The 13,189-nt window shown below is 41.9% G+C and carries 11 protein-coding genes; all 11 read right to left on the bottom strand.

Annotated features, from left to right (window positions below; translation table 11 throughout):
- Nucleotides 1-25 precede the first annotated feature (25 nt).
- The 11 genes from GJU41_RS06225 to GJU41_RS06175 all read right to left on the bottom strand — a co-directional run bounded on the left by GJU41_RS06225 (nt 26) and on the right by GJU41_RS06175 (nt 13,164).
- Nucleotides 26-1,492 (bottom strand): UDP-N-acetylmuramoyl-L-alanyl-D-glutamate--2,6-diaminopimelate ligase, encoded by a 1,467-nt coding sequence (locus GJU41_RS06225; protein WP_070879160.1) that lies wholly within the window; start codon nt 1,490-1,492, stop codon nt 26-28.
- Between the two features lie 241 nt (nt 1,493-1,733).
- Nucleotides 1,734-3,674 carry a stage V sporulation protein D gene (locus GJU41_RS06220; RefSeq protein ID WP_154318167.1) on the bottom strand — a complete coding sequence of 647 codons (1,941 nt, stop codon included), beginning with the start codon at nt 3,672-3,674 and terminating at the stop codon, nt 1,734-1,736.
- Nucleotides 3,675-3,932: 258 nt separating this feature from the next.
- A complete protein-coding gene (locus GJU41_RS06215; RefSeq protein ID WP_154318166.1) occupies nt 3,933-6,137 on the bottom strand; it encodes a penicillin-binding protein in 2,205 nt (734 codons plus the stop codon).
- Nucleotides 6,138-6,139: 2 nt separating this feature from the next.
- Nucleotides 6,140-6,514: a cell division protein FtsL gene (gene ftsL, locus GJU41_RS06210; RefSeq protein ID WP_154318165.1), complete on the bottom strand. Its 375-nt coding sequence runs from the start codon at nt 6,512-6,514 to the stop codon at nt 6,140-6,142.
- Nucleotides 6,515-6,547: 33 nt separating this feature from the next.
- Nucleotides 6,548-7,480 (bottom strand): 16S rRNA (cytosine(1402)-N(4))-methyltransferase RsmH, encoded by a 933-nt coding sequence (gene rsmH, locus GJU41_RS06205; RefSeq protein WP_070879077.1) that lies wholly within the window; start codon nt 7,478-7,480, stop codon nt 6,548-6,550.
- Nucleotides 7,481-7,571: 91 nt separating this feature from the next.
- Nucleotides 7,572-8,003 (bottom strand): division/cell wall cluster transcriptional repressor MraZ, encoded by a 432-nt coding sequence (gene mraZ, locus GJU41_RS06200; protein ID WP_070879076.1) that lies wholly within the window; start codon nt 8,001-8,003, stop codon nt 7,572-7,574.
- A 123-nt stretch (nt 8,004-8,126) separates the two neighbouring features.
- Entirely contained in the window at nt 8,127-9,755 is a 1,629-nt protein-coding gene (bshC, locus tag GJU41_RS06195) for a bacillithiol biosynthesis cysteine-adding enzyme BshC (RefSeq protein ID WP_154318164.1), read from the bottom strand.
- An 88-nt stretch (nt 9,756-9,843) separates the two neighbouring features.
- Complete coding sequence (locus tag GJU41_RS06190; protein ID WP_070879074.1) at nt 9,844-10,236, bottom strand: DUF3397 family protein; 393 nt, start codon at nt 10,234-10,236, stop codon at nt 9,844-9,846.
- Nucleotides 10,233-11,114: a 2-dehydropantoate 2-reductase gene (locus GJU41_RS06185; RefSeq protein ID WP_170292731.1), complete on the bottom strand. Its 882-nt coding sequence runs from the start codon at nt 11,112-11,114 to the stop codon at nt 10,233-10,235. Before GJU41_RS06185 ends, GJU41_RS06190 begins: the two co-directional genes overlap by 4 nt.
- Before the next feature lie 276 nt (nt 11,115-11,390).
- Entirely contained in the window at nt 11,391-12,932 is a 1,542-nt protein-coding gene (locus GJU41_RS06180; RefSeq protein ID WP_070879072.1) for an acyl-CoA carboxylase subunit beta, read from the bottom strand.
- Nucleotides 12,933-12,948: 16 nt separating this feature from the next.
- Nucleotides 12,949-13,164, bottom strand: coding sequence for an acetyl-CoA carboxylase biotin carboxyl carrier protein subunit (locus GJU41_RS06175; RefSeq protein WP_070879071.1), 216 nt, complete (start codon nt 13,162-13,164; stop codon nt 12,949-12,951).
- Nucleotides 13,165-13,189 lie beyond the last annotated feature (25 nt).

The raw sequence follows: 13,189 nt of genomic DNA, 5'->3' as shown, positions 1-13,189 counted from the left end.
TAAATACATGTGTTGCTGCCAATCATTATTTAATCTGTTCTTTAATAGCTTTCAAGGCGACTTCGCGATCATCAAAATCGAAAATTTGCGTTCCGATCTGCTGATAAGTTTCATGGCCTTTGCCGGCAATTAAAATGACGTCTCCGGGCTTCGCATTGGCAACGGCAAAATAGATGGCCTTCTCTCTATTTTCAATGGAATGATAATATTCTCCCCTGACCCCATCTTCCATTTCATTCAATATGGCGACAGGATCTTCACTTCTCGGATTATCGGATGTAAAGATTGGTTCATCTGCATACTTAACGGCAATCTGTGCCATGATTTTGCGTTTTGTCCGGTCACGGTCACCGCCGCAGCCGACAACGACAAATGTTTTTCCAAGAACAAATTGCTTGACAGTTGAAAGAACATTTTCGAGACTGTCTGGAGTATGGGCATAATCAACAATGACAGAAAAGTCCTGTCCGCCGTCGACAACTTCAAAGCGGCCGCGAACACCTTCAATCTCGCCAAGTGTTGCCGCAATAATGGATAAAGGCACATTAGAAGCCAGACTCGCAGCTGCAGCTGCAAGTGCATTATAGATGCTGAATTTGCCGATCAGCTTCATATTCACCTTCTCGCGGCCATGCGGAGTAACAAGATCAAATGATGTTCCGCTTGGAGACATCGCAATATTTTTTGCCATCACATCACACTCTGAATCAATGCCATACGTTAAAACATGTGCTGCCGTCATTTTCATGAACTCGGACGAAGCTGAGTCATCGCCGTTTAGGACAGCTGTTTTAGGCTTATTTTGATCGAACTTGTTGCCAAGCTGTGAAAATAGAAGGCCCTTAGCTGCACGATATGAATCCATTGTCTGATGGTAATCGAGATGATCCTGCGTCAAATTTGTAAAGACGGCAACATCATAGTCACACCCATGAACACGTCCCATATGCAAGGCATGAGAGGAAACTTCCATAATCGCGTGACTGACTCCTCTTTCAACCATCGTTCCGAAGGTTTTTTGCAGAGTCAGACTCTCAGGAGTCGTGTTTTTAACACTTAATTGTTCATCTCCGATTTTTATGTACATCGTGCCGATTAATCCAGTTGCAAGGCTGTTATTTTGAAGAATCTTCTCAATCAGATGCGTTGTTGACGTTTTGCCGTTTGTGCCTGTAACGCCAATTAAATGAAGATTATGTGTAGGCTGCCCGTAAAATGTGTCTGCAAGGAGCGCCATAGCTCTTTTAGTGTTATTCACTACAATAACAGGTACTGGAAGTGACAGGGGCTTCTCAGATAATACAGCAGCAGCCCCCCTGCGGACAGCCTGTTCAGCATAATCATGGCCATCTACTGTGTACCCGCTGATGCAAATAAATAAACTTCCTTCTTTCACTTCTCTTGAGTCCATTTCAATCGAGAGAATATCTGGATTTTCATTTCCGCTCAGTTTCATATTTTGCAGCTGCGAAAGCAGTGTCTGTAATTTCATCATTACCAAATCCTCTCAAAAACCAACAATAGTTTCTTTCTTATTTTTTATACAAAATCAACCATTCAGTAAAAAAACGCACAGTTCTTATTTTATCTCATCTTAGCTAAAAGAGCCATATCAGCTTTTAAAAATGTCTTATAAGGGAGAGTGTGCGGGAGCTGTTCTTATCCTGCCGTAAAATAAAAGCGAGGCAAACACGTTTTGTGATTGCCGGCTTTTTTGCTGTATAAGAGAGTTATTATTCGTCCTCAGTTTTTTTATCGCTTTTTCCTAAATACAGACGGAGTGTTGAACCTTCTTTCACTTTCACTCCAGCTGCTGGAGACTGCTGGACAACCGTGTCGCCGGAACCTGCAATATCAAGCTTCAGGTTTACCATTTGCTCTCTTAGTTCCGTTGTCGTCAGCCCTAAAACATTCGGGACATTTACAAGTTTTGTGTCTAGCCATGTATATTCTTTTTCGATTTGATCTTTTCTCGGCTTCACACCAAGCTCTCTTAAACTGTCTTCCATGATGTTTCCTACAATTGGCGCAGCTACCGTTCCCCCGAACTGAACAGTGCCTTTTGGGTTATCAACAGCCACATAGACGACGATTTCAGGGTCATCAGCCGGTGCAAAGCCAATGAATGATACGATATAGTTATTTTTCAAGTAAACCCCGTCTTTGACTTTTTGGGCGGTTCCCGTTTTGCCGCCGACACGGTATCCATCGACAAACGCATTTCTCCCTGTTCCTTGTGCCACTACACTTTCTAATGCATATCTAATCTGTTTTGACGTTTCTTCTGAAATCACCCTGCGTTTAGCCTCAGGAGCTGTCTGACTGACAACGTCTCCGGTAATTGGATCAATCCATTCCTTGGCAATAAAAGGCGTATAAAGCGTTCCTCCGTTAACCGCCGCTGAAACGGCTGCCACCTGCTGAATAGGTGTAACCGATACCCCTTGGCCAAATGCCGTTGTCGCCTGTTCAACAGGTCCGACATTTTTAACATTGAAGAGGATTCCTCTCGCTTCTCCCTGCAGATCAATTCCGGTTTTTTGCCCGAAACCAAAGTTTTGAATATATTTAAACAGCGTATTTGTGCCGAGTCTTTGTCCTAATTCTACAAAGCCCGGGTTGCATGAATTTTGAACGACTTCAAGAAATGTCTGACTGCCATGGCCGCCTCTTTTCCAGCACTTCAGTCTTGCTCCGCCTACTTCAACAGATCCGCCGTCATGAAAGTGTTCTTTTTGCAGATTTACTTTATTCTCTTCAAGGGCTGCAGCCAGTGTAATAATCTTAAAGGTTGATCCTGGTTCGTATGAGCTCCATACAGGAAGATTGCGGTTATATATCAGCGGATCTACATTTCTGAAATCCGCAGGATCAAAGTCCGGTCTGCTTGACATCCCGAGAATTTCCCCATTTTTCGGATTCATGGCAATGGCAATCATGCCGTCAGGATTGTATGCTGCCTGGGCGTTATCCAGTTCCCGCTCCATAATGGTCTGCACTTTGGAATCGATTGTTAATTTTAGATTTAATCCGTCTATTGGAGCTGTATATTCATCCGCTTCCTCGGGCATTCTTTTCCCTTTTGCATCCGAGTAGAATTTCACATACCCTTTCGTGCCTTTCAGCTGTTCATCGTAATAGGATTCAAGACCAAGCAATCCCTGATTATCAATGCCGGCAAAACCAAGCACATGTGAAAGGTAGCTTCCAAACGGATAATGCCGTTTGGAATCTTCCGCTATGTATACTCCCTTCAGTCCGAGGGCGCGGAGCTCTTTTGCTTTTTCATGCGATATCTTTCTCCCTTCAGGATTGATGCGCTGTATGGATTGCTTCTTTGTTATAAGCTCATAAGCTCGTTCTTTAGACATATTTAAAACAGAAGCAAGCTTTTCAGCCGTATCTGCCGGATTTTCCACCTGCCTCGGCACTACAAGGACCGACGGAGCACTCATATTCGTTGCAAGCTTGACGCCGTTGCGGTCAAGGATCTCGCCCCGTTCAGGTTCAAAAGGAATGTTTCTGCTCCAGGAATCCTTAGCAAGAGCAGTTAATTTATCCCCTATAAAAAACTGAACGTATCCAAGACGGATATCGATAATAATAAAAATCAAAAATCCAAATAACAGCACCATTGCCAGACGCTTTCTGACAGTCACATTTGAAACGCGCATAGATTTAAACTCCTCCTTATTCAGGCTCGTTCAAATATATGCTTGTACAGAACCATCTAGAACTTTTAGGAATAGAGAAGCTGATGACTTGCCAAGAACAATAGCGCAAGCGCCTTGGTCAGATCTGACAGGCGAATTCGTTCAGACCGAGGAGTAGGTGCTTGCGGTAGATAACTTTATTTCGTTATCCACAACCTGTTACCTTTTATAATTTCAATCTAAAAAGCTTGGTCAACAATGTTGACCAAGCTTGATATGCTACCTAATTTCTTCTTCCTCATCAGCCTGTTCATTTCCACCGCTGCTTGGCTGTTCAGGGCTTTCCAGCTTAACAATTAACTGATCGTTCTCATTTACCGTCTCATTTTTAGAGAGATTTTGAGATACAACATAGCCGTTTCCATTAATCTTAAGATTAAGATCAAGGAAATTAGCAAGCTTCATAACATCCCTGGATGACCATCCTTTTAAATCGGGCATTATCACTTTCCCATCTGTCTTTAAAAGCACACGTTCATTGACGATCATTTTTGTGCCTGCTTCGGGATATTGAGCGGCAATTTCATTGCCAGATCCAAGAATCAGAGGATGAATATTGTTTGATTTCAGCCATTTTTCAGCTGATGCTGGATTTTCACCGACAAAGGACGGAACTTCTGCCCCAATTTCAGTTTCCGTTTTCTTAGGCTGTTCTTCCGCTTCTTCAGAAGGCTGGATTTTCAAATACTGAAGGCTGTTTTTCATAACCGTATTAAAAACAGATGATACAGGCATGGATCCTGTTTCTGTGTCTTTCAGTTTAGGCTGCTGGACCGCAACATAAACAAGGAGCTCCGGATCTTCTTTTGGCGCCATTCCAAGGAATGAAAAAATGAAATTATCCCGGCCGCTTAAATATTTTCCGTCACTTCCTGGAATTTGAGCTGTTCCTGTCTTTCCAGCTACCTCATACCCTTCAATCTGGTAAGGTCTTCCGGTACCTTTTTCGGAACTGACAACTGTTTCCAGAATGTCTAGCACTTCTTTTGACGTTTTTTCAGAAATAGGAGTGCCTGCCACTTCAGGCTTATTTTGTTTGATCACTTTGTCATGATCAACGTCAACAATTTTATCAATGATATATGGCTTCATCATCTTTCCGCCGTTTGCGATTGCAGTTGCTGCCTGCACCTGCTGAATCGGCGTCACTGTTGAACCCTGGCCGAATGCGGTCGTTACTTTTTCAATATCATATTTATAGTTGAATTTCCCATTTGCCTCATTCGGCAGATCAATTCCGGTTTTTTCATTTAATCCGAACTTGTTCATATACTGCATAAATCGATCAGGTCCTAGCTTTTCCTTTGCAAGGATGGCCATCGCTACATTGGATGAACGCTGAACACCTTCCAGGAAGGAAATTGTTCCCCAGCCAGTCTTATTATGATCGCGGATTCTCCCGCCTTCCACTTTATAGGCTCCCGACTGATACAATTCATTGCGGTTAAATACGCCTTCTTCAATGGCAGCCGCAAGCGTGAAAATTTTCATCGTCGAGCCCGGCTCAAATGGATAGGCAACAGCATCATTGTAATAATTGTTGATATCGCGGACATTCGGATCAAAGCTCGGGCGCTGCCCCATTGCAAGAACCTTCCCTGTCTTTGGATCAGCCACAATTCCGATTATCTTCTCCGGTTCATATTCCTCTGCAGCTTCATTCATTGCATCTTCGAGGAAAGTTTGAACTTTTTGATCCAATGTAAGATGAACAGTATTTCCATTTTCCGGAGCTACAATTTTCTCATCTCCATTAGGCAGGGTAAAACCTTGTTTGTCTGCTTCGTAAACTTTATAGCCATCATTATCCTGAAGATATTTATCAAGACTTTTTTCGATCCCGAACATTCCAACAGTGTTCTTTGTTTTTTCATCTTTTTGTGCATATCCAATTATGTGTGATGCAAAAGTGCCGTTCGGGTAATAACGGTGGGTATCTCTTGTAAAAGCAATACCTGGAAGTTTCATTTTTTCAATTTTCACTTTTAATTCATGGCTGATATTTCTCCCTGCAGGACCAAACTCTACTTGAAACGCATCTTTAGTTAAAATCTTTTCAACTTCGCTTTCTTCCATTTCGAGTAATGGAGCAAGCTTTTCTGCTGTTTCTTCTGGTTCAACGACGTGCTTTGGATTCTTCGCGCTGGTTGTCATACTGTCATCCAGCACCGCAACGAGCGTATAAGTAGAAGTATCCTGAGCAATCACTTCACCTTTTCTGTCAAGAATGGCTCCTCTGCTTGCTTCGATGCTGCGCTTCCGTTCATACTGCTCTTGTGCACGTGCAGCTAAAATCTCTCCATTTACTTCTCCTGTTGTCTGCAAGTAAAGGAATCTGATGATTAAGACAAAAAAGAGCAATGCAAATATTAAAGTTAATATTGCTGCTCCTCTGTTCATATTAATATTTTTCGGCTGTGTCATGATTATTCGTTAACAACTTTCACATTTTTCACATTGTCTGGATTAAGGTTAAGCCCCTGCTTTTTTGCTTCAGCCATAATTCGCTCATATGTGCTTAATTCTTTGACTTGGACAGTTAAGTCAGAATTAATCTTTTGCTGATCCTGTATTTGCGCTTCAATCTTCTGAATCGCAATGTTTGACTGATAAACAGTTACGCTGTTTGAGACGATTTGTACGGCTGCAAATAAGAGGACAGATAAGAAAGCGACGATAAGCACTTTTTCCCCTACTGTTATGGTTGGTCTTCTTGTAATGACGACCGTTTGCTGCTGCTCGGGCATATGCTTGTGCTGCTCTTGCCTTTGCTGCTGTAATTTCACTGCTAAATTACTCATGAACCAAAACCCCCTCTGATTTTTTGGAATTCTTTATAGTTTTTCTAGGATTCTAAGTTTGGCTGATCTTGCCCGATTGTTTTCTTCGAGTTCTTCGTCTGATGGCACGATCGGTTTTCTTGTAATCAGTTTCACTTTCGGTTTAAATTCATCCGGTATAACCGGCAAGTTGGGAGGCAATTCCGGTAATGCAGCAGCTTGTTTAAATGCTGTTTTGCAGATTCTGTCCTCTAGTGAATGGAACGTTATGACACTTACTCTGCCGCCGGGTCTGATAAGATCGACAGCTTGTCCAATCGCTTCTTCAAATACTTTCAGTTCATCATTTACCGCAATTCGGATCGCCTGAAAAATACGTTTGGCAGGATGCCCGCCTTTTCTTCTTGCTGGAGCTGGAATCGCATCTTTAATTAATTCCACGAGCTCTCCAGTTGTTTGGATCGGCTGTTTTTCTCTTGCTGCTTCTATTTTTCTTGCTACCTGCTTTGAGAATTTTTCTTCTCCGTAACGGAAGAAGATTTTGACCAGTTCTTCATATGTCCAGTGATTCACTACATCAAATGCGGAAATGCTGGCATGCTGATCCATTCTCATATCAAGAGGTGCATCGTGATGATAGCTGAAGCCTCTCTCAGGTGTATCTAATTGCGGCGATGATACGCCAAGGTCAAATAAAATACCGTCTACCTCAGTAACACCTAACTCTTCCAGTTCTTCTTTTAAATATCTGAAATTGCTTTTTATAAATGTAACCTGTCCCGCGTAATCTGCCAGAATTTCTTTAGCATGCGAGAGGGCTGCATCATCCTGATCAAAAGCGAAGAGGTGGCCATCCTTAGACAGCTTGGACAGCAGATAAGAGCTGTGCCCCGCTCCCCCTAAGGTGCAGTCTACATATACACCGTCTTCTTTAATGTTTAATCCATCTACCGTTTCACGCAATAATACTGTTTTATGTTGAAACATTGCTGTTACCACCTTTATCAGAGTCGATTGTTTTGGATGTTTAAATATGATGTTGGAATGTCTTATTACTCATTGTTTGCACAAGAGACCATTATATATCAAAACCAATCATATTTTCAGCAATTTCGGCAAATGAATCTTCCTGTTCAGTCACATATGTATCCCAAATTGCCTTATCCCATAACTCGATCCGATTTGATACTCCGATAACAACACATTCTTTTTCAAGCTTTGCATATTGCAAAAGCGGTCCTGCTAAATTAATGCGGCCTTGCTTATCTAGCTCGCATTCTACAGCCCCTGAAAAGAAAAACCGAGTGAATGCACGTGCATCTTTTTTTGTTAACGGGAGAGCTTTAAGCTTATCTTCGATCAATTTCCATTCGCTCATTGGATAACCGAACAAACATTGATCCAGTCCTCTTGTGATGACGAAAGTTTCTCCGAGTTCTTCCCGGAACTTGGCAGGAACGATCATGCGGCCTTTTGCATCAATCGTATGGTGATATTCACCCATGAACATGTCCGTCGCCCCACTTTCTTTCTCTCAGTCACCACTTCCCCCCACTTCTCCCCACCTCCTATTCTACACGTTCTTTTCATAAAAAAAAACCCTGTATTCCACAGGATTTCAGAAAATCGTTATTTAAATTTTGACAATTTTATGATGATTGTTAAAAGAATAGCGAAGCTGCACGATTTCGTCTAAAAAATTTGGACCGTATTTATTCAAATAGTAGTATATATTCCACGTTCTCTCCTGAAAACCGTCATTCGGCTTGAGAGATTTCCCGATTCTTGTGAATTTTTCCATTTCCACCCGATGTTTTTGTTGAATCTTCTTGTCGATATGAGAATTGAGTAAATCGAGCTGAGCTTGAATAAAATACGCGTTTTTCATTAAAAATGGCTCCAAGCTTTTGTCAATTGTCAAAGCTGACTCACGAAGTTCACGGTGAATCTGTTCAAATTGCTTTTTCGTGTCTTCAATTTTAGGTGACATACGAGACGGTTCTCTTTTTGATACCCATTCTTCACGCGCTTTTTCAACACCTCGAGTAAAAACATCTTCAATCCCAATTTCCACATCCATCATGTCTGTTTCAATCGAGCGTTCCAAAATGGTGATGTTCAGTCTTGGAACGACAGGCGGCATTTTTAAATCCATAACTTGAAAGACTTTCTTCAATTCCGCCCAATAAGTAAGCTCCCCTGGCCCTGCAATAAACGCCAGGGTCGGCAGCATACATTCTTGCATTAACGGTCTTGTGACAACATTATTGCTCAGTCTTTCAGGACATTGTTCAGCAAGGTGCCGCAGTTCCTCTTCAGTAAACGTTAATTTATCTTCCACTGAATATGTTTTATCTTTTGAACGGTGGAGCAAAGAGCGTTCATGATTTTCATGATGATAAAACAGATTGGCACTGGTCTTTTCTGTTACAATGATTGGCTGATAGCCCGCTGAACTCATAAATTCCTGCTGAGCTTCAAGCGCTTCTGACATTTCTTCATTTTTTCTGATGAACTGCTGGAAAAATGGCGATTCCATCTTTCTTAGGTCAGGATCGGCTGAGTTCATAATAACAAGTCCGTATTCAGAAAACATTTCATATGTAAGCTTTTCAAAAAATTGAGTATACGTTTTTGAAGTACTTAATGTTTGTTTGAGACTTTCCATCAGCGTGTTTGAATAATCTGTTTCACCGAAGGTTTCAAAAACGGAGCAGATCCAATTCCAGCATTCCTTCTGATCCAGCTCTTTATGGAAAACAGGAATTTTTTCGGATTGCGTGTGTTTGATCGCTTTCTTTTTTATAACTTGATTTTGCGATACAAATAAATGATTGATTTCCGCAAAATCATGGTCCTCGCCTGCAACCCAGAAAATCGGGATGACAGGAACAGACAGCTTTGCTTCCTGCTGCTTTGAAAGAACGAGAATGGAAATAATCTTATGTATTGTATAAAGCGGCCCCGTAAGTAAACCCGCCTGCTGGCCGCCGACTACTACAAGACTGTCTGGCTGTTTAAGACGTTCAATGTTCTCGGTCACTGCATGATTTTCAGGAAAGTGCTTCCGGTGATAGGATAAAAGGTAATCCGATAATTCTTCCCGTGCAAACGTTCTATTTTTTAAATCGTTCATTCTCTTCTCATAGACATCATTATTTGTAATCTGATAATCAAAGTAATCCACCGTATTTAACCTTGCATGAACCAAATCTTCCACAAGGCGGTTCGTGTGGCGAAGGGAGAGTTCAGTAATCTCCATTTGTGTAACTTCCTTTCCGGGTTATGTAAGCTTCCGAGAAGAGTATAGCATTTATTGCTTCTAAAATAAAAAAAGTTTGCCTGAAATCTTACAGATATTCAAGGATTCCGGAAATGATTCCATATACAGTAAGAAACGTAGAAAGCGGCAGCAAAAGCAAAAAGGAGAAACGCCAGCATTTTTTAAATGCAACGGATAATGAAATGGACGATTGCGATCTGATTAGGATAAGCAGACCAGTAAACAAGATGAGGAGGCAGACGAAAAATAAGCCGCCGTAAAAAGCCTTTTGTGATAATGTCAGCAATTTGAAATAAATTGAGAATATAAATAAAACCACGCCAATGTCCGCAGCAAGCAGCAAGGCTCTTTTTTTGCTGTTTGTCATAACAATCAAAAGAAGAAACAGAAAGAAAAAACTAAGCAGCGGAAGTGTAACTGCAAATGCAAAAATACTGATAATAGAATCGATTATAATCATCCTTCCATTCCCCTAATGGCATTATATAAGAAATGCAGTACAGGAACTTCAAGCTTTTCAGCTTCTGCCTGATTGATTAAGCAGCCAATGATTCCATCAATCTCAGTCTTTCTGCCTTCTTCAATATCTTTCAGCATAGATGACCGATTTTGAGCCGTGATTCTGCATATGTCCATAACATGCTCCCATTCTTCTTGTCCTTTCTGTAAAGCCAAAACTTTCATTGATTCACGAAATACACTCTCTGTCATTTTATTAAACATGGGGTTTGAAGCGAGCTCACCATTCGGCACCCGCAATAAAGCAGTCAGAGGATTTATGCAGGCATTCACAAGCAGTTTCCGAGACATCATTTCCTTCCAGTCACTGATATATTCAAATGGAAAATGCTCCATTTGCATCTGCAGGATAGGCAGCTCTGTTAAACAATCATCAGGATAAAGTGAGCTGACCTTAATGCATCCCAAGCCTGTATGCTTAACACTGTTGTCACTCAGTTTTAATGCGCCATGCTCTACTGTGCCCACAAATATGTGGTGTCTTTTCAGTGTTTGAAGCAAAGGTATATGGGACATGCCATTCTGCAAAAAAAGCACCGTTTTGGACGGACTCTTTTTCAAGGCATCAAGTATAGAATCCAGCTGATATTGTTTGACCGTTATAATTAGAAGAGGTTCTTTATAGGAGGTGTTTTCTTCTGCTCCGAGGTTAATAGATATGTTCTCATGACGTTCCCCGCGCACGAGGGTTATACCTGCATTGTTGATAAGATCTGCTTGCTCTTTGCGCCTTGTATACAGTGTCACTTCATGGTATTTGCTTAAATACGCGGCACTGAGTAAGCCGACTGCTCCTGAACCGATAATTCCTATCTCCATAAGCGCATCCCACCGTTTTCCCTTAATTCTTTTATCATACCAAATATAAGAAGTATTTCCCATATATAACTAGCAGGAAATTAGAAAAGCGGAATCGCCCGTTTAGCGCAGGCATGACAGATAAGGATCCGCCAGTTAAGGCGCTTTTTGCCAATACTTGCGGATCCGTTCTGGCCGAGGAGCCTGAGCGATTCCGCTCGCCATCGAAGCGCAAAATTTTATAATTTCCTAAAAAATAAGAAAAGCCAGCTTTGAAAGCTGGCTTTTCATTCTGAATTAAACCGGATAAACCGGATGCTTCCGTTCGCTGAATGAAAGCTGTTTTGTTTCATATAAAGAGAAGCGGGAAATAAGTTCCTCTCTAAGGTCATCTGCGGAAACAATGTCATCAACAATCATTTCAGATGCAAGCTTATAAATATCGATATTCTCTTTATATTCCTGCTGTTTTTGAAGGACAAATTTCATTCTCTCCTTCGGATCTTCAATTTCATTGATTTTGTTTGAATAAATCGCATTAACTGCAGCTTCAGGACCCATAACAGCAATTTGAGCTGTAGGAAGAGCGATCACGCAATCCGTTTCAAAAGCCGGTCCTGCCATTGCATAAAGGCCTGCACCATATGCTTTTCTGACGATAACGGAGATCTTTGGAACCGTAGCAGAGCTCATGGCAGCAATCATCTTAGCGCCATGGCGGATAATTCCCGCTCTTTCTACCTTTGTGCCAATCATGAAGCCCGGCACATCCGCAAGGAATAGCAGCGGAATATGGAACGCATCCGCAAGCTGCATAAACTTCGCTGCTTTGTCTGCTGAATCTACGAATAAAACTCCGCCTTTTACTCGGGGCTGATTAGCAATGATCGCAACAACTTTTCCGTCCATCCGGGCAAATCCTGTAATGATTTCCGGTGCGAATAAGCGTTTTATTTCAAAAAAGCTTCCCTCGTCTATAAGAGAATCGATGCACTCATACATATCAAATGGCGCATTCTGATTTTCCGGAACAATTTCAGACAGCCTCCTGCCCTGCTTTGGAGCAACTGCCTCAACAGACATTGAAGCATGCTGATAATTTTGCGGAAAGTAAGTTAAGTATCTTCTAGCCTCTAATATGGCGTCTTCTTCCGTTTTTACAAGAACATCGCCGCACCCGCTTACAGAGCAGTGCATTCTCGCTCCGCCCATTTCTTCAAGGCTGACTTTTTCGCCGATGACTTTTTCTGCCATTCTCGGCGAACCCAAATACATGGAGGCATTTCCTTCGACCATGATAACAATGTCACAAAATGCCGGGATGTATGCTCCTCCAGCTGCTGAAGGCCCAAATAGAAGACAGATTTGGGGAATCATCCCTGACAATTTAACCTGGTTATAAAAGATCTTCCCTGCACCGCGCCGATTTGGGAACATATCAATCTGATCCGTAATTCTCGCTCCGGCTGAATCCACCAGATAGAGCAAGGGAACTTTTAATTTTTCAGCTGTTTCCTGAATTCGGATGATTTTTTCAACCGTTCTCGCTCCCCAAGAGCCGGCTTTGATGGTAGAATCATTTGCCATTACGCAAACGGTTTGGTTATTGATTTTCCCGATGGCCGTAACCACGCCGTCTGATGGCAGGTCGCCTGCCTGGTTATTCGCAAATTTCCCATCCTCTGTGTATTTTCCATTATCAAACAGACGGTTAAGTCTCTCTCTTACAAACAATTTTCCCTGCTGCTGCAGCTTATCATGATATTTAGGGTGTCCGCCGGCCTCAATTTCAGCTGTCTTTTCTTTAAGGATTTTGACCAATTCATCCGTTTTCAACATTGGAAGTACCTCCTTTTTACGCTTTTAAAATAATTAATACATCGCCCTCGTTAACAAAATCGCCCGTTTCGGCTTTTACTTCCTCCACAACACCATTTTCCGGGCTGTCTAAAGGTATTTCCATTTTCATCGATTCAAGCATGATCACATCTTGTCCTGCCGTTACTTCGTCCCCTGCTGCCACTAATACATTCAATACCGTTCCTGCCATACTTGCTTTAATTTCGATCATGTTATAAATCCTCCATTCTTGATGT

Origin of the sequence: Metabacillus idriensis (assembly GCF_009674765.1) — a bacterium.
Lineage (GTDB): Bacteria > Bacillota > Bacilli > Bacillales > Bacillaceae > Bacillus_P > Bacillus_P idriensis.
Note: the sequence above shows the minus strand (reverse complement) of the source record. Positions and strands in the feature narration are given on the sequence as shown.